At 64.7% G+C, this 22,481-nt stretch carries 20 protein-coding genes, 1 tRNA gene and 1 riboswitch; of the genes, 12 read left to right on the top strand and 9 right to left on the bottom strand.

What is annotated here, in order from left to right; translation table 11 throughout:
- Window positions 1-151: 151 nt before the first annotated feature.
- The 5 genes from V0U35_RS07420 (at window position 152) to V0U35_RS07400 (ending at window position 6,186) form a co-directional block, all read left to right on the top strand.
- Entirely contained in the window at window positions 152-1,438 is a 1,287-nt protein-coding gene (locus V0U35_RS07420) for an MFS transporter (protein WP_330196048.1), read from the top strand.
- A 28-nt stretch (window positions 1,439-1,466) separates the two neighbouring features.
- A riboswitch (cobalamin riboswitch) is annotated at window positions 1,467-1,664 on the top strand.
- A 101-nt stretch (window positions 1,665-1,765) separates the two neighbouring features.
- Window positions 1,766-3,661, top strand: coding sequence for a TonB-dependent receptor (locus V0U35_RS07415; RefSeq protein ID WP_330196047.1), 1,896 nt, complete (start codon window positions 1,766-1,768; stop codon window positions 3,659-3,661).
- The gene (locus V0U35_RS07410) at window positions 3,612-4,463 is read left to right on the top strand and encodes an ABC transporter substrate-binding protein (protein WP_330196046.1); all 852 of its coding nucleotides are present in this window, start codon (window positions 3,612-3,614) and stop codon (window positions 4,461-4,463) included. The genes V0U35_RS07415 and V0U35_RS07410 overlap by 50 nt, the downstream gene beginning before the upstream one ends.
- Window positions 4,460-5,431 (top strand): FecCD family ABC transporter permease, encoded by a 972-nt coding sequence (locus V0U35_RS07405; protein ID WP_330196045.1) that lies wholly within the window; start codon window positions 4,460-4,462, stop codon window positions 5,429-5,431. Before V0U35_RS07410 ends, V0U35_RS07405 begins: the two co-directional genes overlap by 4 nt.
- Complete coding sequence (locus V0U35_RS07400) at window positions 5,428-6,186, top strand: ABC transporter ATP-binding protein (protein ID WP_330196044.1); 759 nt, start codon at window positions 5,428-5,430, stop codon at window positions 6,184-6,186. The genes V0U35_RS07405 and V0U35_RS07400 overlap by 4 nt, the downstream gene beginning before the upstream one ends.
- A gap of 4 nt (window positions 6,187-6,190) precedes the next feature.
- On the opposite strand, the gene V0U35_RS07395 is transcribed toward V0U35_RS07400, so the two are convergent.
- Window positions 6,191-7,270, bottom strand: coding sequence for an Mrp/NBP35 family ATP-binding protein (locus tag V0U35_RS07395; protein ID WP_330196043.1), 1,080 nt, complete (start codon window positions 7,268-7,270; stop codon window positions 6,191-6,193).
- 100 nt (window positions 7,271-7,370) lie between these two features.
- Window positions 7,371-7,445, bottom strand: a tRNA-Val gene (locus V0U35_RS07390).
- Between the two features lie 303 nt (window positions 7,446-7,748).
- Here V0U35_RS07390 and V0U35_RS07385 point away from each other — a divergent pair.
- Window positions 7,749-10,841, top strand: a complete 3,093-nt coding sequence (locus V0U35_RS07385; RefSeq protein ID WP_330196042.1) for a TonB-dependent receptor plug domain-containing protein — start codon at window positions 7,749-7,751, stop codon at window positions 10,839-10,841.
- 134 nt (window positions 10,842-10,975) lie between these two features.
- On the opposite strand, the gene cpdR is transcribed toward V0U35_RS07385, so the two are convergent.
- A complete protein-coding gene (gene cpdR, locus V0U35_RS07380; RefSeq protein WP_330196041.1) occupies window positions 10,976-11,341 on the bottom strand; it encodes a cell cycle two-component system response regulator CpdR in 366 nt (121 codons plus the stop codon).
- 128 nt (window positions 11,342-11,469) lie between these two features.
- On the opposite strand from cpdR, the gene V0U35_RS07375 reads away from it, so the two are divergent.
- From V0U35_RS07375 to V0U35_RS07365, 3 genes are all read left to right on the top strand, one after another.
- Window positions 11,470-12,369: an N-formylglutamate amidohydrolase gene (locus V0U35_RS07375; protein WP_330196040.1), complete on the top strand. Its 900-nt coding sequence runs from the start codon at window positions 11,470-11,472 to the stop codon at window positions 12,367-12,369.
- Between the two features lie 123 nt (window positions 12,370-12,492).
- Window positions 12,493-12,882: a helix-turn-helix domain-containing protein gene (locus V0U35_RS07370; protein ID WP_330196039.1), complete on the top strand. Its 390-nt coding sequence runs from the start codon at window positions 12,493-12,495 to the stop codon at window positions 12,880-12,882.
- A 63-nt stretch (window positions 12,883-12,945) separates the two neighbouring features.
- Entirely contained in the window at window positions 12,946-13,749 is an 804-nt protein-coding gene (locus V0U35_RS07365) for an inositol monophosphatase family protein (protein ID WP_330196038.1), read from the top strand.
- 1 nt (window position 13,750) lies between these two features.
- On the opposite strand, the gene V0U35_RS07360 is transcribed toward V0U35_RS07365, so the two are convergent.
- Window positions 13,751-14,746 carry a class I SAM-dependent methyltransferase gene (locus tag V0U35_RS07360; protein ID WP_330196037.1) on the bottom strand — a complete coding sequence of 332 codons (996 nt, stop codon included), beginning with the start codon at window positions 14,744-14,746 and terminating at the stop codon, window positions 13,751-13,753.
- Window positions 14,747-14,987: 241 nt separating this feature from the next.
- On the opposite strand from V0U35_RS07360, the gene V0U35_RS07355 reads away from it, so the two are divergent.
- Complete coding sequence (locus V0U35_RS07355) at window positions 14,988-15,464, top strand: Hsp20 family protein (protein WP_373696388.1); 477 nt, start codon at window positions 14,988-14,990, stop codon at window positions 15,462-15,464.
- A 102-nt stretch (window positions 15,465-15,566) separates the two neighbouring features.
- Here V0U35_RS07355 and V0U35_RS07350 read toward each other — a convergent pair whose 3' ends face one another.
- From V0U35_RS07350 to gpmA, 3 genes are read right to left on the bottom strand one after another with little or no spacing between them, the layout of a single operon-like run.
- The gene (locus V0U35_RS07350; protein WP_330196035.1) at window positions 15,567-16,868 is read right to left on the bottom strand and encodes a pentapeptide repeat-containing protein; all 1,302 of its coding nucleotides are present in this window, start codon (window positions 16,866-16,868) and stop codon (window positions 15,567-15,569) included.
- Between the two features lie 57 nt (window positions 16,869-16,925).
- The gene (gene ribD / locus V0U35_RS07345) at window positions 16,926-17,552 is read right to left on the bottom strand and encodes a bifunctional diaminohydroxyphosphoribosylaminopyrimidine deaminase/5-amino-6-(5-phosphoribosylamino)uracil reductase RibD (RefSeq protein ID WP_330196034.1); all 627 of its coding nucleotides are present in this window, start codon (window positions 17,550-17,552) and stop codon (window positions 16,926-16,928) included.
- Window positions 17,553-17,575: 23 nt separating this feature from the next.
- Window positions 17,576-18,301, bottom strand: a complete 726-nt coding sequence (gene gpmA, locus V0U35_RS07340; protein ID WP_330196033.1) for a 2,3-diphosphoglycerate-dependent phosphoglycerate mutase — start codon at window positions 18,299-18,301, stop codon at window positions 17,576-17,578.
- Between the two features lie 142 nt (window positions 18,302-18,443).
- On the opposite strand from gpmA, the gene V0U35_RS07335 reads away from it, so the two are divergent.
- The gene (locus tag V0U35_RS07335) at window positions 18,444-19,412 is read left to right on the top strand and encodes a KpsF/GutQ family sugar-phosphate isomerase (protein ID WP_330196032.1); all 969 of its coding nucleotides are present in this window, start codon (window positions 18,444-18,446) and stop codon (window positions 19,410-19,412) included.
- Window positions 19,413-19,416: 4 nt separating this feature from the next.
- Here the strand turns inward: V0U35_RS07335 and V0U35_RS07330 are convergent, their stop codons facing one another.
- On the bottom strand, window positions 19,417-20,145 hold the full coding sequence (locus V0U35_RS07330) for an ABC transporter ATP-binding protein (protein WP_330196031.1): 729 nt from the start codon (window positions 20,143-20,145) through the stop codon (window positions 19,417-19,419).
- A gap of 4 nt (window positions 20,146-20,149) precedes the next feature.
- Window positions 20,150-21,025: an ABC transporter permease gene (locus V0U35_RS07325; protein ID WP_330196030.1), complete on the bottom strand. Its 876-nt coding sequence runs from the start codon at window positions 21,023-21,025 to the stop codon at window positions 20,150-20,152.
- A gap of 137 nt (window positions 21,026-21,162) precedes the next feature.
- Here V0U35_RS07325 and V0U35_RS07320 point away from each other — a divergent pair, with 137 nt between their 5' ends.
- A complete protein-coding gene (locus V0U35_RS07320; RefSeq protein WP_330196029.1) occupies window positions 21,163-22,464 on the top strand; it encodes a UDP-glucose dehydrogenase family protein in 1,302 nt (433 codons plus the stop codon).
- The last annotated feature ends 17 nt before the right edge of the window (window positions 22,465-22,481 follow it).

Below are 22,481 nucleotides of genomic sequence, written 5' to 3'. Positions count from 1 at the left end.
TTCCCTCCCCTCGAGGGGAGGGTAGGGGTGGGGTGAAAACGAATTCAGCCTGTGCGCAAGCACGCACGCACCTTTCCCCGTAACCCTGCGCCACCATTCGTGAACGCGCGGTGCATGGACGAACGGAGAAGGCAGGTCTAAGCCCGCACTCATGCCGCCGCCCTATGATCCCGCCAACCCGTCAGGTCCTAATGAGCGCCGCCGCGCCTTCCGGCTGCTTTTCCTGTGCCTGATGGCGACGGGGATCGGTAATTCCATGCTGTTCGCCATCCTGCCGCCGCTGGCGCGCGATCTGGGGGTGGCGGAAGCCTGGGTCGGAGCGATCTACACGACCTCGGCGCTGCTCTTTCTGTTCATGAGTCCAGTCTGGGGCGCGCTATCGGATCGCTATGGCCGCCGCCCGCTGATCATGTTCGGCCTGTCCTGCTTTGCGCTCTCGACGCTGATTTTCGCCGCCGCGGCCTGGGCGGGCGAATCCGGACTCGCCCCGCCGCTGATCGCGATTTTCGCCATGGCGGTCTCGCGCACGCTATTTGGCGGGCTCGGATCGGCGACCAACCCGTCGGCGCAGGCTTATGTCGCCGACCGGACCAGCCCGGCTGAACGCACCGAGGCGCTGGCGGGCCTGACGGCGGCCTTCGGCATGGGCGCGATCCTCGGACCCGCGCTCGCGGCGGCCTTCGTGGAGCGGATCGGCGTTGCGCCCTTCATGATCGCCATTGCGGTTCTGGTCGGGGCCTGCGCCGTGGCGGTTCGCCTCATGCTCCCGGAAAAGACACCACCCAGACAGCAGGCCCGCCCGATCAACCCGCTGCGCCAGTTCGCCTTTGCGCTCGACCGGCGGCTTGCGCCGTTCGTGATATTCGGTGCGGGCTACTGGATGATCCAGGCGTCGAGCCTCACCGTCATCGGCTTCTTCCTGATGAACCGGCTTGCTCTTGACCCGCAGCAGGGTCTGCAATTTTCCGGCGTTGCCCTGATGGCCGGGGCCGGGGCGCTGATCTTCGCCCAGCTCGTCGTCATCCCGGCGCTGAAAGCCAGCCCGCGTGTGCTGATGGGGCTGGGGGCGGGGATGGCGGTCCTCGGCAATGTCGAGATGCTGTTTGCCGCGAACTATGCCGCCATCGTCTTCGGCTATGTCATGCTCAGCTTCGGCTTCGGGCTGGCGCGGTCGGGCTTCACCGGCGGAGCCTCGCTGGCCGTGGGCCCGGATGAGCAGGGCCGGGCGGCGGGTGTGACCACCGCAACAGCCGGGCTTGGTTTCGCCATTGCGCCGGTGGGTGCGCTCTACCTGTTCCAGACGTTTGGCGACATCACGCCCTATCTCGTCAGCGCCGTGCTGGCCGCGGGCCTCCTGGCACTCGCCTTTTTACACCCGCGCATCCGCAAGGCGTCGGACATTGCCAAGGTCACGCCCGAACCGCGCAGCCCGGTCTGAAACGATTGCAACCGCATGTAAGCGGGACTAGCTTGCGCCCCGTGACGGTTCCCCGCGAGGGGATGAAACGGGAAGCCGATGAGGAGGGAAACCTTCGAGTTCGGCGCTGTTCCCGCAGCCGTGAGCGGCGAGCGGCCCTGCAACGAAGCCACTGAAGCGATTCGGGAAGGCGCAGGGACCGTGACGACCCGCGAGCCGGAAGACCGGCCGTCACGGTCGCTCGTCCGCCTGTGCGGGATCACACAGGACCGGCGCGGAAGTCTTCCGTTTGAAGCGACTCCTTGAAACCCGGCGCGCGCCGCGCGCCGAAAACGGAGTCTGTTTGTCATGCCTTTCACTCGAACCGCCAGGCGAAGTCTGTTCGCTCTTCTGCTTGTCTCCGCCTCCCCCGCCGCATTGGCACAGGACTATAGTGACGATACCGACCGCATTGTCGTCTCTGCTTTCCGCGTCCTGGTTCCGGAATCGGAAGTGACCTCCTCGCTGACCGTCCTCGAAGCCGAACGGATTGAAGCCAGCGGCTCGGCCTTTGCCGCCGATGCGCTGCGGGCCGTACCGGGCCTCACCGTTTCGCGCTCTGGACCGGCCGGTTCGCTGACCCAGGTCCGCGCCCGCGGATCGGAAGCCAATCATGTCCTTGTCCTGATTGACGGGATCGAGGCGTCCAATCCTTTCACCGGCGAGTATGACTTCGCCCATACGCCGTCCTTCGGTGTGGAACGGATCGAGGTGTTGCACGGTGAGCAGTCCGCGCTGTGGGGGCCGGACGCCATTGGTGGCGTGATTAGTATCCGCACGGTGGGAATGGACGGCGAGGAGGGTGCCTCACTTTTTGCCGAAGGCGGGTCCTTCGACACGTGGCGCACCGGCGCGGCCGTGTCGGGTGAAGTCGGATATCTCTCGGGCGGGGTGACGGCGTCGGCGTTTTCCAGCGGCGGATTCGATGTCTCGGGGACAGGGGGGCAGGCAGACGGCTATGACGCCCGCTTGCTTGGCGGGGCCGGCACACTGGATCTGGGCCCGGACCTCCGTCTCGAAGGGGCTTTGCGCCTCGCAAGCCATGAAAGCGAATACGACAGCGACACCGACTTTGATGGGCGGCTCGACGATGCTGATCTGTCGATCGAGGGACGCGAGAGCGCCGCGCGCCTGGCCTTGCTCGCCGATACAAAGTTGGCCGGGCTCGACTTTGCTCATGAGGCCGCACTGTCGTGGTTTGATACAAGGTCGGAAAATTTCGACACGGGGGCTTTTACCGGAACCACACAAGGCACACGCTGGCAGGGCTATTACGAAGCCACGGCCCTCTGGACCGGTTTCGGGGCTGACCACCGCCTCACCGTGCTCGCGGAACGCGAAAGCGAGCGCTATGTCAATTTCGCCGGTGCGGGTGCCGGCCAGAACCAGACCCAGCGGATCGAGAATGATGCGCTCGCGGCGGACTACGATCTGACAGCCGGTCCAGTGCGCATCCATCTCTCGGCCCGCCGGGACATGAATGACCGATTTGAAGACGCCACCACATGGCGAGCAGGGCTCTCCCGGGGTTTCGAGTCGATTGGCGGCCGCATGCGCGCCAGCATCGGCGAAGGGGTGAAGAATCCCGGAGTCTTCGAACTCTTTGGCTTCTTTCCCGGCTTCTTTTCCGGCAACCCCAACCTCGTTCCGGAACGCTCACGCGGCTGGGAAATCGGCTGGGACCAGGAACTCGCGGACGCGTCGCTCTCCGTCACCTGGTTCGAGGCGCGCCTGGAGGACGAGATATTCACCGACTTTGGCGTCAACCCAGCCACGGCCCGCAACCGGACGGGCGAATCCCGGCGGTCGGGCCTGGAGATATCCGGGGAATGGCAGGCCGCGCGCGACCTGAAGGTCACCGGCTCGGCGGCCTTCCTGAAGTCGGAGGAAAATGGCGTGGCGGAAATCCGCCGTCCGGAGCAGACGGCCAGCCTCGCCATATTCTGGGAACCGCGGAACAGCCCGCTTAGCCTGGCAGTCTCGGCCGATCATGTCGGTGATCGGACCGACACCGATTTCGGGACCTTCCAGACCGTCACGCTCAATGCCTACACGCTGGTCGGCGGTCGGGCGAGCTGGAGAATCGGTGATCACGCCGCGCTTTACCTGCGGGGCGAAAACCTGTTGGACGAAAAGTATGAGGACGTCTTTGGATATGCATCTGCTGGCCGCGGCCTGTATCTCGGCCTGCGTCTTCAGCGCTAGCGCGCTGGCACAGGGACCAGAACCGGCACCATCCTCACGGGTGGTGTCGGTCGACCTGTGCGCAGATGCCTATGTGATGGCGCTCTCCGGTCACAACACGATCGCCGCCATGTCCTGGCAGGCCGGCGATCCGGTGTCCGGCGTCAGCGGGCCGGCCCTCGACCTGCCGCGCACCGGACAGGACGCAGAAGACATCCTCGGCTTTGAACCCGATATTGTCCTCTACGGCCCCGGTGGTCCCGGACGGGCATTACCGATTCTCGACGCGGCAGGTGTCGAAGCAGTGACCCTGGAATGGGGTGAGGACTTCGCCGTTATCGGCCGCAATATGCGCCATGTCGGTGAGGCCTTTGCCACGTTGGCAATCGCGGACGACTTCATCGCCGAGATGGATGCCCGCCTGGCCGCCCTGGAGGCGCGAAGCGAGGCACGCGGATACAGGCCGTCCGTCTTCTATCTCAGCGCTTCAGGCGGCACGGCGGGGTCCGGCACGCTGGTCGATGCCGCCATTCAGGCCGCCGGAGGCCGCAATGCCGCGACAGAGGCGGGCGCGCAGGGCTGGACACCGGCCGACCCGGAGTGGGCCCTGAGGGTTGAGCCTGACCTCGTCGTGACCAGCTATTTCAGGGACGGCTACAACTCGATCAACAACACCGGAATACGCCATAGCGCCTTTCGCGACCTCCTGAACCGGACGCCGCGCGTCGATGTCGCCAGCTCTGCCTGGTCCTGCGCCGGGCCGCGCCTGATCCTTGCGGCGGAAGCCATAGCCGATGCGTTCGACGCGCTAGAGGCGGAATGAAGGATCTGCGCCTCATCCTCCTGCTCGCGATGGCCTGCCTGGCGGCGGGACTACTCAGCGTATTCAGTACTGGCTTTCCCTTGGGTGACTGGCTCGCCGGTGACCGTGCGGCGTCGATGATCCTGACCGAGCTGCGCCTGCCGCGCGCGCTGACCGGACTGATCGTTGGTGCAGGCCTGGGGGCGACCGGCGCGGCGCTGCAGGGTTTCTTCCGCAACCCTCTGGCCGACCCCGGTATTGTCGGCGTTACCAGTGGTGCCGGGCTGGGCGCGGTCATCGCGCTCTATTTCGGACTGGCGGGTGTGTTTGCCTTCGCGGTCCCCCTCGCCGCCATAGCGGGAGCCGGCCTTGGGGCGACTGCCCTGTTGCTCATCGCCGGTCCTGGCGCGCGGGCGACCACGCTGATTCTCTCCGGGGTCGCGGTCGGTGCGCTCGCCAATGCGTTGACAGCTCTGTTGATGAACCTCTCGCCCAACCCCTGGGCGCTGTCGGAAATCGCCTACTGGCTGATGGGATCGTTGACCAACGCCAGTTGGACCGAAGTCTGGATCGCCACGCCGCTGATCGCGGCCGGGCTCTGTGTGCTGGCCTTTACCCGGCGCGCGCTTGATGCGCTCAGCCTCGGCGACGATGCGGCCGCCAGCCTCGGCCATGATCTCGACGGGTTGCGCCTGACAGTGGTCGTGGGCGCGGCGCTCAGCGTCGGAGGCGGGGTGGCGGTTGCCGGGGCGATCGGCTTTGTCGGCCTTGTTGTGCCACACCTCTTGCGTCCCTTCGTTCAACACGAACCGGGGCGGTTGTTGCTGCCGTCGGCGCTGGGCGGCGCGGCGCTCCTGTCCCTTGCCGACACCACGACCCGGGCACTGAGCGGTTCGGGCCTTCCGCTCTATCTCGGCGTGGCAACAGCCCTGCTAGGCGCGCCCTTTTTCCTCTGGCTAGTCCGGACCCAGTCGAGGCGCGCGCCATGACCGGGTTCGATCTCACCTCCGTTGCCGCAGGATATCGCGACAAGCCGGTCTTGCAGGACATTTCCCTGTCGGCCCGGGGCGGCGAATTCATCGCGCTGGCCGGTCCCAACGGATCGGGCAAGTCCACCCTGATCAAGGTTCTGGCCGGGCTGATTGTCCCCGAGGCCGGCGGCGTGGAACTGGATGGACAGCCCCTTGGTACGATCCCGGTCCGGGACCGGGCCCGGCGCATCGCCTACATGCCGCCCGAAGGGCGCGCGGTCTGGCCGCTGGTCGTTCGACGGGCCGTGACGCTGGGGCGAATGCCACACCTGAAACCCTTGACCCGGCTGTCCACCCGGGATGCCGAGGCTGTTGAGCATGCACTTGAGCGGACTGGTGCGGCAGACCTCGCCGACAGACGGCTGGATGCCTTGTCTTCGGGTGAGCGCGCCCGCGTCATGCTAGCGCGAGTGCTGGCTACCGAAACCGATATCCTTTTGCTCGACGAGCCGACGGCCGCCCTCGATCCGCGTCACCAGATCGCGGTGATGGACGTGCTCAGGGCTGAAGCCGAACGCGGAGCTCTCGTTATCGTGGCGGCCCACGCACTCGACCTCGCCGCCCGCTGGTGCAGCCGCGTTGTGCTGATGAATTCAGGGCGGATTGCAGCGGACGGCCCGCCCGCCGAAGTACTGGACGAAGCCAATCTCAGGACAGTCTTTGGCGCATCGCCACCCGGAGGCGTTCTGCCCAACGCGTGGCAGGCCGATTAAGCCCTTATTCGAAGACGATGTCCGGGGCCGGCTTGCGGGCGGTTTCGCTGGCCGCCAGCACCGCGTCGGCTGCACGGGCAAACGCGGCCGAGACCGGGCCGTCATCGAGCGCGACCGGACGGCCTTCGTCAGACCGCTTGCGCAAATCGATATGCAGCGGAATTTCGCCGAGGAAGGGCAGGCCGAGCGCTTCGGCCTCATCGCGCGCGCCGCCATGGCCGAAGATTTCGCTCGGCTCGCCGCAATGCGGGCACAGGAAAACGCTCATGTTTTCGATCAGGCCGAGCAGGGGCGTATGGGTCTGCTGGAACATCGCCATGGCCTTGCGGGCATCATCCAGCGCCAGGTCCTGCGGCGTGCAGGCAATCACCGCGCCGTCAATGGCGGCGGTCTGGGCGATGGCCAGCTGGGCGTCGCCCGTGCCCGGCGGCATGTCGATGATCAGGACATCGAGATCACCCCAGTCGGTGTCGCGCAGGAATTGCTGGATCGCGCCCTGGACCATCGGTCCGCGCCAGACCACCGGCGCGCCGGGCTTCGTCAGCAAACCCATCGAGACGATTTTTACGCCATGCGCCGACAACGGGGTGATTCCCGAATCGGTCTTTTTCAGACCCTGCGCATCGGAGAGACCAAAGAGACGCGGGATGGACGGGCCATAGATATCGGCGTCGAGAATGCCGACCGATCTTCCCTGTCGCGTCAGCGCCACGGCGAGATTGGCCGCGACCGTTGACTTGCCGACCCCGCCCTTGCCGGCGGCGACCGCAATGACATGGCGCGCAGCGCGCTTTTCCGGTGCTGCAGGAGTGGCGTTCGGCTTGCGGGCCTGGGGCTTCCCTGGCGCGCGCTCCAGCGTGGTGATCAGGCGAACGCGGCGGACATCATCAAGCGCCATGAGCGCGGCTTCGATCGCCGCCTTCTCGCGGCCAGCGGCGTCGCCATCGCCGTCGCGGACTTTCAGTACGACAGTCGCGACGCCGTCCTTCAAGGTCGTGCCGTCAATGCGTCCGGCGGAAACGAGGCCCTTGCCGGAGGCTGTATCAGGAATGGCGTTGAGCGCGGTCTGAATGGAATCGGTCATGATCTGTCCCCGTGTCGGGATGGACATAGGCTCCCGCAGCGTGCGGCGAAAGCGGGGTGATGCAAATCGGCACAGATCATGTCTTGGAGTGGAAGCCGGATGGTGGGCACGACTGGGATTGAACCAGTGACCCCTTCGATGTCAACGAAGTGCTCTCCCGCTGAGCTACGCGCCCATCCGTTCCGGGTGAAGAGGCTATTAGCGGCGGCGCGGCGCGCGTGCAAGCCGCGAACACGGCTAAATCGCACCCGCATGCCCGGGAAATTTCGCCGCTGCGTGAACACGCTATGACTTTTTTGCAACAATCTTGGCGGAAATGCGGAGGAAGTGGGGCGGGTGCTTGCCGGTGCTGGCCTCGTGTCTGCATAGTGCAAGGCAGGGAAGGGATAGCTTCCCGACCGTGTACGCGTGCCTTGCTCCTGAAGATCAAGGGGGCCGGGTGCGAGTCGTAAACAACAATCACGAAGGGGTTAGCATCGTGAGCAGCTTTTGGGATCGCGAGCGTCTACTGCGCTCCACAATCCTTGCGGGCTTCGCAGCGGCGGCATTCACCGTTGCTCCGACTTTTGCCCAAGAGGCAGACGATGAAGATGAGGACGAAGAAGCCGAAAGCGCTTCCCAGGACTCGATCGTCGTCACCGGGTCGCGTATTCGCCGCGACGAATTTACGTCCACTTCTCCGCTTCAGGTCATCGACTCCGAGACCGTTGCCGAAGCCGGTCTCATCGACACCGCGGAAATCCTCCGCTCGACGCCGGTCGTCCAGGGCGCCCAGCTCGACGCTTCGGTGAACTCGAACTTCGTGACCAACGGTGGTCCGGGTGTGCAGAACGTGTCGCTCCGCGGCCTGTCTGCCGACCGTACGCTCCTCCTCATCAACGGCCGCCGCATGGCGCCCGCCGGTGTGGAAGGCGCGCCGTCCTTCCCGGACGTCAACCTGATTCCGTCCTCGATCATCGAGCGCGTCGACATCCTGCTGGATGGTGCCTCCTCGGTGTACGGTTCGGACGCCGTGACCGGCGTTATCAACGTCGTCACCCGTCAGGACTACGAAGGTCTGAACGTGGAAGGCTTCTGGTCGATCCCGTCCGAAGAGGGCGGTGAGCAGCAGCGTTACTCGGTCCTGGTCGGTGACCAGGGTCAGCGCGGCGGCTTCACTTTCGCCTTCGAATACTTCAACCAGGAAAACCTGAAGCTCAACCAGCGCAGCTACAACTTCGACCCGAACAGTGGCTTCCACTGCTCGCGCGACCTGCAACTGAGCGCGACCGGCACGCTGGAATCGCGTTGCCAAGGCTCCATCATCAGCCGCGTGCGCGTTTACACGGTTGAGCCGCGTCCGGGTGGCGGGATCATGTTCGGTACCGACGCGTACCGTCAGGCCGGCACCAACGGTGTGCCGCTTCTCTTCACGCCGGGCTGGTTCACGGGTAACTCCGCTGCGAACCGTACCGCGCTGTCGAACGAGCCGCAGAACCAGAGCTTCCCGATCGAAGGTTTTGACGATGTGTTCCCGTCCTCGACGCGGTACAACTTCTTCCTGACCGGCGACTACGATATCGACTCCTTCTTCGGTATCGAGGGCACGAGCTTCTTCTTCGAAGCTTCGCACTCCAACAGCCGGACCTTCCAGGACAGCGCCTACCACGGTCAGCTGTTCCCGGACGTGCCGGATAGCCACCCGCTCAACCCGTTCCAGACGGGCCAGGTTGGTTTCGGCGTGGTTCCGATTGTCGCTTCGCCGTTCCAGCGCAGCGATGTGGATGTCGAGCTGCAACAGTCCCGCATGCTTCTGGGCCTGCGCGGCGATCTCGGCTTCATGGGCGCTCCGTCGTGGGACTTCGAATCGTTCGTCGGCTACACCCGTTCGATCGGTTACTCCTCGCGCGGTGCCGTGCTTAACGAGCGCATGCTCCAGACCATCAATACCGCCCGCCTCGATGGCGGCGGCAACGCGGTCTGCGGCACGCCGATCGTCTCGACCATCTTCGGTTTCATCGATCCGGATCCGTGCGTGGTCGTCGACTGGTTTGCCCCGTCGCTCTACGTCTTCGATCCGGCTGTGGGTCCGCAATTCGCGACCCAGGCCGAATTCGACTACCTGGCAGCTGAACGTACCGTTACGACCCTGGTTTCCGAATGGAATGCCGGCGCGTTCGTGACCGGTCCGGTCTTCTCGCTGCCGGACGGTGAAGTCCAGGCCGTGCTCGGTTGGGAATACCGTCTGCAATCGCTCGACTCGGGCACCGACACGGTGGCGTCCGCGGGTCTCGCGGCCGGCTACTTTGCCGACCGTGTCTCGCGCGGTTCCGTCTCCCTCAACGAGTTCTACGGCGAGGCCTCCTTCCCGCTTCTGCAGGGCCGGACCTTCGCTGAAGAGCTGACCCTGGACGTCGCGGCCCGTCTGACGGACCACGAATTCTACGGTCAGAACTCGACCTGGTCGGTTCGCGGATCCTGGTCGCCGAGCAGCTGGCTCACCTTCCGGGGTACGGCGGGTACGTCCTTCCGCGCTCCGAACCTGCGTGAGCTGTTCCTGGGTGGTCAGACCGGCTTCACCTCCGGCTTTGCGGACCCCTGCGTGGTGCCGCTCGCGGCATCTGGCGGCGGTGTCTACAACCCGGCGCTCGATACGCGGTCTCCGACCGTGATCGCCAACTGTCAGTCTGAAGGCGTGGACCCGTTCAGCCTCGGCCTGACCGGCGTTCCCAGCATCGAGTCCTTCCGGGCCGGTAACCCGGGCCTCGAGCCGGAAACGTCCGACGCGATCAGCCTCGGCTTCGTGGTGGATCAGCAGTTCACTGACGCCTTCAACTTCACCTTCGGAGTGAACTACTTCGAAATCCGGGTTGATGACGCGGTGGCCATTCCGGGTACGGCGTTCTCGCTGAACCGGTGCTATACCTCCACCAACTTCCCGAACGACCCGTTCTGTGCGCGTCGTCAGCGTGACCCGGCCACGGGCCTGCTGACCTTCGTGGACAACACGCCGTTCAACATTGCCACGCAGACGTCTGAAGGTTTCGACCTCAATGCCCGCTTCTCGCAAGAGCTCAGCTGGCTGATGAATTCGACCTTCCAGGCCGATGCGGTGTTTACCTACACGACCTCGGTGACCAACCAGACCACGCCTGGTTCTGCGGTCAGCGAGCGTGCGGGTACGATCACCTACCCGGATTGGCGCGGTACCATGAACGCCCGGATCATCAATGGTGACTGGACGTTCGCTTGGCGCGGTCAATACATCGGTGCACAGGACAACCTGGGTGTGTTTGGTGCGGCTCTGACGCCGTGCGAAAACTTCACCACGGGCGGTGCAGCCAGCACCTGTGACCCGACGGTTGGTGCCATCGACGATGTCGACGCGGTCCTGTACCACACGCTCTCCGTCAATTGGGCGAGCGACACGTGGTCGGTCCGGTTCGGTGTCAACAACGTTGCGGATGAAGATCCGCCTCTCGTTGACCAGAACACGTCCGACGCCACCCTGGCGCAAGGCAACGTCCCGCTGGGCGTTGGCTACGACATGGTTGGCCGTCGCTTCTTCATCAATGTTGCCAAGCGCTTCTAGGATCGCTTGACACGATGAAAACGGGAAAGGCCCGCTCGCAAGAGCGGGCCTTTTCTGTTGGCCGACCATTGGCCACAAGAAAAAGCCGCCGGACAGTGTGTCCGGCGGCTTTCATGTTTCAGCGGAGTATCGGGTCAGGCGGCGGTAACGCGGGCCACCTCGTCGACCAGTTCGCGAAGATGGAAAGGCTTGGACAGCACTTTCGCATTCGTTGGTGCGCCGGACCCCGGGTTCAGAGCCACGGCGGCAAATCCGGTGATGAACATGATCTTCAGGCCCGGAGCGGTCTCGGCCGCGCGCCGCGCCAGCTCGATCCCGTCAATCCCGGGCATGACAATGTCGGTCAGCAGCAGGTCAAAACCGGGTGTCCCGGCCTCAAATGCTGCCAGACCGGCGTCACCATCCGCGCAACTGGTCACTTCGTGTCCGGCGCGTTTGAGCGCCTTCGCAAGGAAGTCGCGCATCGAATCGTCGTCTTCCGCCAAAAGAATATTCGCCATGGTTCTCGCGAACTCCCACCCTTCAGGAACAAGTTTCAGCCTGTTGAATACCCGAATATCGTAAAAACCCGCTGAACGCGGGCGACACGTTGTTGACGGGCCATGCATGCCCAATCACGATTGCCCCCATGGATGCTGCTTCATCGCTTCGAGTAGAGACCCTGACCGACGCCGTTCCGACGGCGGATACAGCCGCAGATGACGGTCCGGTTTCCATCCGGCGCCCGGAAACCCTCAGGGCCCCGCTCGTGTTCGCGTCACCGCATAGTGGACGCCGCTATTCGGACGCGTTCTTGCAGGATACGGCGCTGTCGCTCGTCCAGCTTCGGCGATCAGAAGACGCCTATATTGACGAGCTGTTTTCCGCCGCCCCGGCCTGCGGTGCGCCGATGGTGCGCGCCAATTTTCCGCGCGTCTATCTCGATCCGAACCGCGCGATCGATGAAATCGATCCACAACTGTTTATCGATGCCCCCCGTAGCGGCAACACTCCGAGCCCGCGGACCCGCGCCGGGCTCGGTGTCATCCCGCGAATCGGTGCCGAGGGCGAACCGGTCTACCCGCACCGTCTCCCGATATCGGAAGCCACCGATCGCCTCGACCGACTCTACCGCCCTTATCATGAGGCACTCGAAGAGGAGCTGGCCGCCGTCACGCGCGCGTTCGGTTTCGTTATCCTGATTGATGCCCATTCCATGCCGTCCCGCGGCAATCGGCATATCGATATTGTAATCGGCGACCGGCATGGAGCCTCGGCTGCGCCCGGGATTGTCGATCAGGTCGAAGCCGCCGCACGGAATTCCGGTTTCAGAACGGCTCGGAACGAACCCTATGCCGGTGGCCATTCCACCGAATTCTACGGCCGGCCCCTCCTGAATCGGCATGCGGTCCAGATCGAGGTGAATCGCGCGCTCTATCTCAACGAATCCGATGTGACCCGTTCCGGGACGTTTGAGACCACGCGTACGCGCCTGACGGCTTTCATCGCCGATCTCTGCTCGCGGCCCTGGGGGGTCGAACTCCGCTAGAATCGTTGCAGCGCAAGCGAATCGGGGGATCCGGACTCGCTTGGCGCGTGCTTTGCTCCCGTATCAAGCGAGTGCGCCGGCCGGATGCGGCGTATCAGGGGTGATCAGAGGGTGTGACGCACGATGACCAACGAAATCGATCTTCATGTCGGCAAGCGGCTGCGCCGCCGCCGCCGTCTTCTCGGGCTGACCCAGCAACAGCTGGCCGAGTCTGTCGGAATCCGCTTCCAGCAGATCCAGAAATATGAGTGTGGAGCCAACCGGGTCAGCGCCAGCCGGCTGTTCGAGCTGGCCGAAGCGCTCGATGTCCCGGTGCAGTATTTCTATGAAGGGCTCTCCGAGCGCGACAGCGATCCGACGTCGGAGCCGACCCTGGCTGCGGACATCCTCTCCCAGAAGGAAACCATGGATCTGGTCCGCGCTTACTACCGTCTCGGTGAACGGCCGCGAAAGCGCCTCCTGGAACTGGCCAAATCCCTTGAGCCGTCCGAGGCCGCCAACGACGCCGCCTGAAACGCCCGGTCATCCGGGCCGGACGACTGGTGAAGATGATCATCACGTGATAGGCGGGCAGCGATGCCCGCCTTTTCATTATCCGACGATCTCGAATTCGCCGGCCGCCTCGCCGATGCGGCACGCGCAGCAATCCTGCCCTATTTCCGCGCCGAGGCCGGGCTGGAGAACAAGCTCGGTGAAACCGGCTTCGATCCGGTGACGCTGGCCGACCGGGCGTCCGAGGCCGCCATGCGTTCGCTTATCTCGGCGGAACGGCCCGATGACGGTATTCTCGGGGAGGAGTTTCCCCCCGTCGATAGTCGCAATGGCCGCCTGTGGACGCTCGATCCAATCGATGGCACGCGGGGCTTCATTGCCGGCTTTCCGACATGGACCGTACTCATCGCTCTCGATGACGGGCCAGACTCCATTCTGGGCATGATCGACCAGCCCTATATCGGTGAACGGTTTACCGGTTCGGTCAGCGGGGCCGTCCACAGCCGTTCGGGACTGCCGGACCGGATCCCGGCCGTCTCGGGTGTCACCCGCCTTGACGGCGCCATTCTCGCCAGCACTGATCCCTATCTGTTCGAAGGTGCCGAAGCGGAGGCTTTCGCACGCCTGCGGGCGGCGGCACGGCTGACGCGCTTTGGCCATGATGCCTATGCCTATGCCTGTCTGGCATCGGGGCAGATCGACCTGGTCGTTGAATCCGGACTTCAGCCGTTTGACGTGCGCGCCCTGATACCTGTTGTGACGGCCGCCGGCGGTGTCCTGACCAATTGGCGTGGCGGACCGGCCGGTGACGGCGGGCAGGTTGTTGCCGCCGCCACGCCGGAACTTCACGCCACGGCGCTGGACATGCTTGCCAGCGCAGCGCGCTGACCTACTCGCCGTCGGTTGTCCCGGCCTCGGCCGTCTCAGGCTTGCGGAACAGCAGCGTCATCCGGTCACTCTCGCCGATCGCATCATAGACGTTGTGGTCAAAGTCCGGATTCTCCGGTTCGCCATAGGCTGCGCTGCGGCGCGTCGGCGGCAGGGTCCAGACACCGAAGGGATGGTCGGCGGTATCGGCGGGATTGGCGTTGACCTCGCTTGAGCCGACGAATTCAAAACCGGCTTCGCGGGCCATCGCGATGACATAGGCCTCCTGGACATAGCCCGTCCCGGCGCGCGGGTCCTGCTCCCGGGTATCGGGCAGGCGGTGCTCAATCACGCCCAGGATACCGCCAGGCCGCAATGCGGCGTAGAAATCGGCAAATGCGCGCTCGGCAAATCCGCCGCCCATCCAGTTGTGAACATTCCGGAATGACAGGATGGCGTCGGCCGATCCCGGAGCGCCCAGGTCCGCGCCATCGGCATGGAAGTCGGCCATCTCAACCGTGCCGTAAACCGGATCGGAGGCGAAGTGGGCTTCATAGCTGGCGCGCGCCTCGCGGCGGCGTTCGCTTTCCGAATCGGCGGGGAAGGTCGCTGCAACGAAGGTTCCGCCATTGGCGGCCACCCAGGGGGCCAGGATTTCCGAATACCAGCCCGAGCCCGGCCAGATCTCGATGACCCGGCCCGACGGGTCGACACCCAGAAATTCGAGGGTCTCCTGCGGATGCCGCCACACATCCCGTTCGCGGTTCGTCCCCCGCCACTCGCCCGCAACCGCCCAGGTCAGTGTTCCGGTCTCGGCCTCCCCTGCTGCCGACGTATCCGCGTCGCTGTCACCGGCTTCCATTCCGGCTTCCATTCCGGCATCCGCGCCGGCGGCCTCTTCGCTGATGACGGCCTCGCCGCCCTGGCCCGCCTCGTCAGGCGCGTCATTGCCATTCCCGCAGGCGCTAAGCCCCGCGGCACAGGCAGCAAGGAGGACAGACGTCAGAATGCGGGACATGGAATACTCCTGAATTCGTGATGGATCGCGCGCATTAGATAGATGGACGCGGGTGAAGGGAAGGGTCTTGAACCGGGAAAACCCCTCCCCAAATAATCTCGTGCAGGACGCCAAAACGGGTTCTGCGGGCTCCGGTCACCGCCGCTATGCGGGGTGATTGGTTTGAGGAGCCGCCTTACCGCCTCGCGAGGAATGTCAGAAGCGAGGTGCCTTATTGCTCTGACCAAGGAGAATGAGCGCTATGAGAAGTGTCGACTACACCCCCTTCTACCGGACCATTGTCGGTTTCGACCGTCTGGCCAATCTGATCGATTCCGCCTCCAAGCAGGAACCATCGAACGGTTATCCGCCGTACAATATCGAACAGCTCGGCGAGAATGATTACCGCATTGAGCTGGCGGTTGCCGGATTCGGCGAAGACGACCTGACCGTCGAGGTCCAGGAAAACGTGCTGACCGTTTCGGGCCGCAAGGCCGAGCGCAGTGAAGACGAAGACGGCCCCCGCTATGTTCATCGCGGCATTGCCGAGCGCGCCTTCGAGCGCCGTTTCCACCTCGCTGACCACGTCAATGTGGAAGGCGCTGAGCTGAAGAACGGCCTGCTCGCCATCCAGCTGCAGCGTGAAATCCCGGAAGCGGCCAAGCCGCGCCGGATCGCGATATCCGGCAGCCAGCCCTCGGCCAAGGTGATCGAGGGCCGAAAGTCGAAAGCCGCCTGATCCCCGGCTTTTGCTAACCCTGACGTAAACGCCTTTCCCTTCAAGGCGTGGCGCGCGCTCCCGGCCTCCCCCGCCGGGGGCGCGTTGCGTTTCTGGCCAGGATCAGGCTGCGTCGAGATCGACTGCGCCGTCTGCGGCTCCGATGTCCTCGCGGAACCGGCTGCCGATCTTCGTACCGGTGAAGCAGGACCCGGTGAACAGCGCCTTGCGCACGTCCGCCCCGTTCATCTTGGAATAGGAAAAGTCTGCGCCTGTCCCTTTAAGGTGACGCAGGTCGGCACCCCGCATGTCGGCATAGCGGACCTTGGCCGCGGCCAGCGAGGCGGGTAGCAGTCGGTCTGCCGCCAGAAGAAGCGGGCCGAGCTTGCAATCGCGCATGTCGGCATTGTTCAACCGGGCACCCGTCAGGTCCGCGCCGCGAAGGTCGGCTCCCCGGAGGCAGGCCATCCGCAGATCCGCGCGTTCGAGCTTGGCCCCTTGCAGCTGCGCACCTTCCAGGTCGATTCCGTAAAGTGTTGCGCCGCGCGCCTGAAATGCAGTGAGTGTCTTTCCGGCCAACGAGCGCAGTCCCCGCATGTCGGCTCCGTCAAACACGGACGGCTTGCCTTTCGCGCCGTTGGTTTCGCACCACAGCATGTGCGCCGCGATCAGATCGGCGACGGGTTCGTCCAGCTGGCTGACATCTTCACCGACAATCTCGTCTGTCAGGGCCCCGGTCCGGTCCGCTCCGTCCAGCCGGGCCATGCGAAGATTGGTTCCGACCAGAATGGAATCAGTCATGTCCGCATCGGTCAGGTCGGCCCCGGACATGTCGGCACCTTCCAGATTGGCCCCCGAGAAACAGGTGGCCCGAAGGTTCGCACGGACCAGACGCGTTCCCATCATCATGGCGTCAGTAAAATCGGCCTTCTGTGCGGCGACGCCGGCCATTTTCGCGCGCGACAAATTGGCCCCGGTGAAATTCGCGGTTTCCATTTCACCGGCCCGCTTTTCATGGCTCAGCTTGGCCAGGCCATGGACCTTGTCGACCTGGGCGATCGTGCCCTCGCGCAAATCCGTTTCCGACAGGTCTGCGCCGGTCAGGTCCGCGCCGCGCAGGATCGCCCCGCGCATGTCGGCCCGGCGCAGGGACGCCCCGCCGAGGATCGACCGGCGGAGGTCTGCGCCAAAGAAGCTGGCGCTGTTGAGCGTGCAGCCCGACAGATCGGCACTGACCAGGACCGCACCGGTAAAGTCAGCGTCAGACAGGTCCCGCCCGGCGAAATTCAGGCCTTCGGCAAGGCAATAGGCGAAAGATGCCCGCGCGCCGCCGCCTCGACCCGACCACAGGCGTTCGTGACGGTCGCAAATTGCGTCGACCATCTCCTGGGTCAGCTTTTTGTAGACAATGCCACGTTCGTTCATGCCGGTTCTCGCGCGCGGGACTCCGCCCGCATGGAGATCTAATCTGCCAAAACAGGGTTAACGGCCCGTTGTCACTGAATCGGCGTCATAATCGGCCAATCCGGCCTCTCTCAGGGCGCGCGCGGCGGCGCTGTCCGGTTGTGCCCGGACCCGGGTCAGCCCGTCCCGACCGAGCCCGAGCAGGACGGTGTGCGGATCGCCATCGAGCCGTGCAGGCAGGTCGGCATCGTACCTGCGCGGTTCGGGATCGATGCCGACATAGGGAAGCCCGGTTTCAAGGCGTTTGAAGAACCCGCGATTGAGGGTTTCGGCTTCGTGTTGGCGCAATCCGGTTTCGACCGCGATCCCGGCTGCCTCCAGACGGGCGATACCCTTGCCAGCCACCTGCGGGAAAGGGTCCGTGCAGGCGACGACCACCCGCGCCACGCCCGCGGCGATCAGGGCCTCCACGCAGGGCGGGGTCTGGCCGGTATGGGCGCAGGGTTCCAGCGTGACATAAGCCGTTGCTCCTTCAGCCTCGCCACCCGCCATGCTCAGGGCAATGGCCTCGGCATGGGGGCGCCCGCCAGGCGCGGTCGCCCCGAAACCGACCACCCGCTCGTCACGAACCAGCACGCACCCCACAGAGGGGTTTGGCGCTGTCGTGCCCAGTCCGGCCTCCGCCAGCGCCAACGCGGCATCCATAAAGCGAAGGTCGGCGTGTTCCGTCACGAAAGGGCGGGGATGGGCTGGGCGCGATCCGTGTCGAGATATCGGGCATCGATCGGCTGGCGGCCCTTGGCGTCGAGCTCGATCAGGAGCGGGTTCCCGGTGGGAATTTCCGCCTTCACGATGTCCTCCGGAGAGACATCGAAGAGGAGTTTGACGATGGCGCGCAGGGAATTGCCGTGCGCGGCGACAAGGATGTCGTCGCCGGACGCCAGATGCGGCGCAATCGCCTCACGCCAGTAGGGCAGGACGCGTTCGAGCGTCGTAGCCAGGGATTCGCTGTCGGGCAGGACTTCGGGCGGCAAACCGGCATAACGGGCATCGAAGCGGGGATGGCGTTCGTCATCCGCGCCGAGCGGCGGTGGCGGAATGTCATAACTGCGCCGCCAGATCTTCACCTGTTCCTCGCCGTGCTTGGCGCGCGTCTCGTCCTTGTCGAGCCCGGTCAGTCCGCCGTAATGGCGCTCATTGAGCCGCCAGGTCTTGTCCACCGGGATCCAGACCCGTTCCAGCTGCTCAAGCGACAGCCACAGCGTCCTGATGGCGCGTGTCAGCATGGAGGTATGCGCGCGGACCGGTGCGATGCCCTCCGCCTTCATCAGGTCGCCGGCACGCCGGGCTTGCGCTTCGCCCTCGGCGGTAAGGTTCACATCGACCCAGCCGGTGAACCGGTTCTGGAGATTCCACTCGCTCTGCCCGTGGCGCAAAAGGATGAGGCGGGTCATGCAAACTCCCTGATATCTGGCCCGGTCCTGCGATAGCCCGCGTGCCGGAGGGGGGCAAGATGCGATTGACCGCGCCGGCGCGCCTTCCGCTCGCCGCCCGCCCCCGTTAAAGAGAACACAGAGACCCGCGACAGGACACGCCATGACGCCGAAACAATCCCAGGACGCTGCCCGCCGCGTGATCGCGCTGGAACGAGACGGCCTCGACCGTTTGGCCAGCTCGATTGATGATCGCTTCTCGGCCGTCGTCGATCTCGTCCGCGCGGTGAAGGGACGACTGGTGTGTGCCGGGGTCGGAAAATCCGGACATGTCGCACGCAAGATCGCCGCGACCCTGGCGTCGACCGGTACACCGGCCCAGTTCGTCCACCCCACCGAGGCCAGCCATGGCGATCTCGGGATGATCACGCCGGACGATGCGGTTCTCGCCTTGTCAAAGTCGGGCGAGACCAGCGAGCTGGGGGACCTGATGGCCTATTGCCGGCGGTTCTCGACACCGCTGATCGCGATGACGGCAGGACAGGAGTCCATGCTGGCGCGCGCCGCCGATTATCACCTCTTCATTCCCGACGCCGAGGAAGCCTGCGGCGAGACCCGCGCCCCGACGACCTCCACGACGCTGATGATGGCGCTCGGTGACGCCCTCGCCGTGGCTCTGATCGAGGCGCGCGGCTTCACGGCTGGCGATTTCAAGACCTACCATCCCGGCGGCACGCTAGGCGCGGCCTTGATGACGGTGTCCGACCTGATGCATTCCGGGGACGGGCTGCCCCTGACCGGGGAAGCCACCGCCATGGGCGACGCCGTTGCCATCATGACCGAAAAGGGGCTGGGCTGTGTTGGCGTCACCGGCGCGGACGGGACGCTGACCGGGATGATCACCGACGGTGATATCCGCCGCCATATCGCGTCGGACCTGCCCGCGCGTGCCGCCCTGGACGTGATGACCAGCCAACCGAAAACGGTCGGACCGGATACGCTCGCGGCGGATGCGCTGCGCCTGATGACCGCCGGGAGCGTCAAAATCACCCAGCTGTTCGTGGTCGATGCCGGCGGACGACCGCTCGGCCTCCTGCATATCCATGACCTGTTGAAAGCGGGCCTGAAATAGCCCTTCAGCCGGCGCGGTAGACGTCCATGACCTCGGCGATGTCGCCGATGGCGCGTGCCCGGCCCTGGTCGAGCCAGAGGGCCCGGTTGCAGGACCGCTCGATCAGCTCCGCGTTGTGGCTGGCAAGTACGACAATGCCGGCGGCACCCACCAGGGATTTCATCCGCGCCTGCACCTTCTTTCCGAAAGCCTCGTCCCCGGCCCCGATCCATTCGTCAAGCAACAGGATTTCCGGATCGAAGGCGGTCGCGATGGCGAAGTTGAGCCGCATCGCCATGCCCGAGGAATAGGTCCGGACCGGCAGCTTGATGTAATCACCCAGCTCGGCGAAGTCGGCGATCTCTTCGACCCGCGCTTCGGCTTCGCGCCGCGACAGGCCGCTGATCAGCCCGCGCAGGATGATGTTGCGCTCGCCGGTCGCCTCGATCCGCATCCCCAGGCCGATATTAAGCAGGGCCGCAACCCGCCCGTCGATCTCGACCGTGCCGTCATGGGGCGGGAAAATACCGGCCAGCACACGCAAGAGCGTGGATTTTCCCGATCCGTTGCGGCCGATAATGCCAAGACGGTCACCGCGCTCAAGCGTGAAACTGATGTCGTCCAGTGCCTGGACATAGCGGCCGCCGAACCGCGCCTGTTTCAGCTGCGCTGTCCCGTCGGGCGTCTCCAGGCCCTTCTCTGACGAGAAGACCGGATAGCGCAGGCTGACGGCGTCGAGGGCAATCCGTGTCATGGCGTCAGAACCAGAAGGCGAGGCGGCGGCGGAACAGGGCGAAGACGGTAAAGGCGACCGCGCCGAACGCCACGGTCATGCCGAGCACGACCATCCAGCTATGGACGGGGATGACACCATCAATGATCGGCGCGCGGAAGATATCGATGAAATAGGTGAAGGGATTCCACCACAGCCATCCCTGCAGGTCGCCGACCTGTTCGGGCGTCCAGATCAGTGGGGTGAGGAAGAACAGGACCCGCATCAGCGTCTGCACCAGCTGGGAGACGTCGCGATAGCGCATGCAGATTACGCCGAGCAGCATGTGCGCAAAGACGGCATTGACCAGATAGATGCCGAAGGCCGGCAGGGCCATCAGTGCGACCGGCTCGATCGGATGCCGGACCGCCAGGAGAACCACGATCGCCACGATGGCGCTGTAGAAAAAGACCAGACAGTCGCGCGCAATGCTCTCGTAGATAAAGACTGACACCGGCAGCCGGAGCCCCAGCAGCCAGTTTTCCGAATTGATGAAGGCGGTACAGCTGTCCACCACCACTGAATTCATGAACTGCCAGGCGAGAAATCCGACCGTCACATAGACGGCGAACCATTCAATCGGCGAGGCGATCAGTTGGCCGAAAATGGCAACCTTGGCGGCAACGAAAACGGCATAGGAAATGGTGAGCCACGCCAGGCCGAACAGGGTCCGGCGGAACCGTTGGCGCATGTCGTCATGGGCCAGCGCGACCCACAGCTCACGCCGCGCAAAACCCTCCAAGAGATCGCGCCAGGCGGCCGCAAACAGCCCGCCCGTCCCGATCCGGCGGGTGGCTGTCCGCATCGGCTCTGCGGGCGCGGCTTTCGTGCCCGCCATGCTGTCGCTATCGTCTAAACTCATTGACGGCTCCGTGCCGGGATCGGTAGACGGTTTTGGCAACGTCCTCAACTCGCGTTGCAGGATATGCGCCGTGGCGCGCCCGACCGGTCCGGGGCCGGTGACCCTGCCGGCCCGTCCGGCGAAGAAAGGAATTGCTGATGCGTATCGCGATGATCGGAACCGGCTATGTAGGGCTGGTTTCCGGAGCCTGTTTTGCCGATTTCGGCCATCACGTCACCTGCATCGACAAGAATGACGAAAAGGTCGCCATGCTGCGCAGTGGTGGCGTGCCGATCTACGAGCCGGGGCTCGATCTGCTGGTGCAGCGCAATGTCCGCGAGGGACGGTTGGAATTCGCCACCGACCTGACCGATGCCGTGCGCGACGCCGATGCGGTCTTTATTGCCGTCGGCACGCCGTCCCGGCGCGGCGATGGCCATGCCGATCTCACCTATGTCTATACCGCTGCCGAGGAAATCGCTGCGGCGATGGACGGCTATACGGTGGTGGTCAACAAGTCGACCGTGCCCGTCGGCACCGGAGACGAAGTCCAGGACATTATCGCGAAGGCGCGGCCCGATGCCGAATTCGCCGTCGTGTCCAACCCCGAGTTCCTGCGCGAGGGTGCGGCCATTGACGACTTCAAGCGCCCGGACCGGGTCGTTGTCGGTGCGGAAACGGAAAAGGCCCGTACGGTGATGCGGGAAATCTACCGCCCGCTTTTCCTCAACGAGACTCCGATCCTCTTCACCTCGCGGCGGACCTCGGAACTGATCAAGTATGCCGCCAACGCCTTCCTGGCGATGAAGATCACCTTCATCAACGAGATGGCGGATCTGTGCGAGCAGGTTGGCGCGAACGTCCAGGAAGTCGCCCGCGGCGTCGGTCTCGATAACCGGATCGGATCAAAATTCCTCAATGCCGGGCCGGGCTATGGCGGGTCCTGCTTCCCGAAGGATACACTGGCCCTGACGCGCACCGCGCGCGAAGCCGGAGCTCCGGCCCGCCTGATCGAGACCACGGTCGAGATCAACGACACGCGCAAGCGCGCCATGGCCGACAAGATCGTCAAGGCCATGGGCGGCGACGTGTCAGGCAAGACGATTGCCGTGCTCGGCCTGACCTTCAAACCGAACACGGACGATATGCGCGACGCGCCGTCGCTGGACATCATTCCCGCGCTGCAAAAGGCGGGCGCGAAGATCCGCGCCTTTGACCCGGCCGGCCGCCACGAGGCCGAAAAACTCCTCACCGATGTCGAGTTCACCTCCGGACCTTACCTCTGCGCCGAAGGCGCGGATGCACTCGTCATCATCACCGAGTGGAACGAATTCCGCGCGCTGGCCCTCGACCGGCTGAAGGACGCCATGTCCGGAAAGGTCATGGTCGATCTGCGCAATATCTACACGCCCGACGACGTGCGCTCGCACGGATTCGACTATGTCAGCGTGGGCCGCTAACCGTTCAGGACGAAACT

It is taken from the genome of Hyphobacterium marinum (assembly GCF_036330325.1).
GTDB classification, from domain to species: Bacteria; Pseudomonadota; Alphaproteobacteria; order Caulobacterales; family Maricaulaceae; genus Hyphobacterium; species Hyphobacterium marinum.
This window is presented reverse-complemented; position numbering and strand designations above follow the sequence as displayed.

What these genes read in the sequence shown, in the direction of transcription:
- V0U35_RS07420 (WP_330196048.1), top strand. Translation starts at nt 152, where the DNA reads ATGCCGCCGCCCTATGATCCCGCCAACCCGTCAGGTCCTAATGAGCGC.
- V0U35_RS07415 (WP_330196047.1), top strand. Translation starts at nt 1,766, where the DNA reads ATGCCTTTCACTCGAACCGCCAGGCGAAGTCTGTTCGCTCTTCTGCTT.
- V0U35_RS07410 (WP_330196046.1), top strand. Translation starts at nt 3,612, where the DNA reads ATGCATCTGCTGGCCGCGGCCTGTATCTCGGCCTGCGTCTTCAGCGCT.
- V0U35_RS07405 (WP_330196045.1), top strand. Translation starts at nt 4,460, where the DNA reads ATGAAGGATCTGCGCCTCATCCTCCTGCTCGCGATGGCCTGCCTGGCG.
- V0U35_RS07400 (WP_330196044.1), top strand. Translation starts at nt 5,428, where the DNA reads ATGACCGGGTTCGATCTCACCTCCGTTGCCGCAGGATATCGCGACAAG.
- V0U35_RS07395 (WP_330196043.1), bottom strand. Translation starts at nt 7,270, where the DNA reads ATGACCGATTCCATTCAGACCGCGCTCAACGCCATTCCTGATACAGCC.
- cpdR (WP_330196041.1), bottom strand. Translation starts at nt 11,341, where the DNA reads ATGGCGAATATTCTTTTGGCGGAAGACGACGATTCGATGCGCGACTTC.
- V0U35_RS07375 (WP_330196040.1), top strand. Translation starts at nt 11,470, where the DNA reads ATGGATGCTGCTTCATCGCTTCGAGTAGAGACCCTGACCGACGCCGTT.
- V0U35_RS07370 (WP_330196039.1), top strand. Translation starts at nt 12,493, where the DNA reads ATGACCAACGAAATCGATCTTCATGTCGGCAAGCGGCTGCGCCGCCGC.
- V0U35_RS07365 (WP_330196038.1), top strand. Translation starts at nt 12,946, where the DNA reads ATGCCCGCCTTTTCATTATCCGACGATCTCGAATTCGCCGGCCGCCTC.
- V0U35_RS07360 (WP_330196037.1), bottom strand. Translation starts at nt 14,746, where the DNA reads ATGTCCCGCATTCTGACGTCTGTCCTCCTTGCTGCCTGTGCCGCGGGG.
- V0U35_RS07355 (WP_373696388.1), top strand. Translation starts at nt 14,988, where the DNA reads ATGAGAAGTGTCGACTACACCCCCTTCTACCGGACCATTGTCGGTTTC.
- V0U35_RS07350 (WP_330196035.1), bottom strand. Translation starts at nt 16,868, where the DNA reads ATGAACGAACGTGGCATTGTCTACAAAAAGCTGACCCAGGAGATGGTC.
- ribD (WP_330196034.1), bottom strand. Translation starts at nt 17,552, where the DNA reads ATGGATGCCGCGTTGGCGCTGGCGGAGGCCGGACTGGGCACGACAGCG.
- gpmA (WP_330196033.1), bottom strand. Translation starts at nt 18,301, where the DNA reads ATGACCCGCCTCATCCTTTTGCGCCACGGGCAGAGCGAGTGGAATCTC.
- V0U35_RS07335 (WP_330196032.1), top strand. Translation starts at nt 18,444, where the DNA reads ATGACGCCGAAACAATCCCAGGACGCTGCCCGCCGCGTGATCGCGCTG.
- V0U35_RS07330 (WP_330196031.1), bottom strand. Translation starts at nt 20,145, where the DNA reads ATGACACGGATTGCCCTCGACGCCGTCAGCCTGCGCTATCCGGTCTTC.
- V0U35_RS07325 (WP_330196030.1), bottom strand. Translation starts at nt 21,025, where the DNA reads ATGAGTTTAGACGATAGCGACAGCATGGCGGGCACGAAAGCCGCGCCC.
- V0U35_RS07320 (WP_330196029.1), top strand. Translation starts at nt 21,163, where the DNA reads ATGCGTATCGCGATGATCGGAACCGGCTATGTAGGGCTGGTTTCCGGA.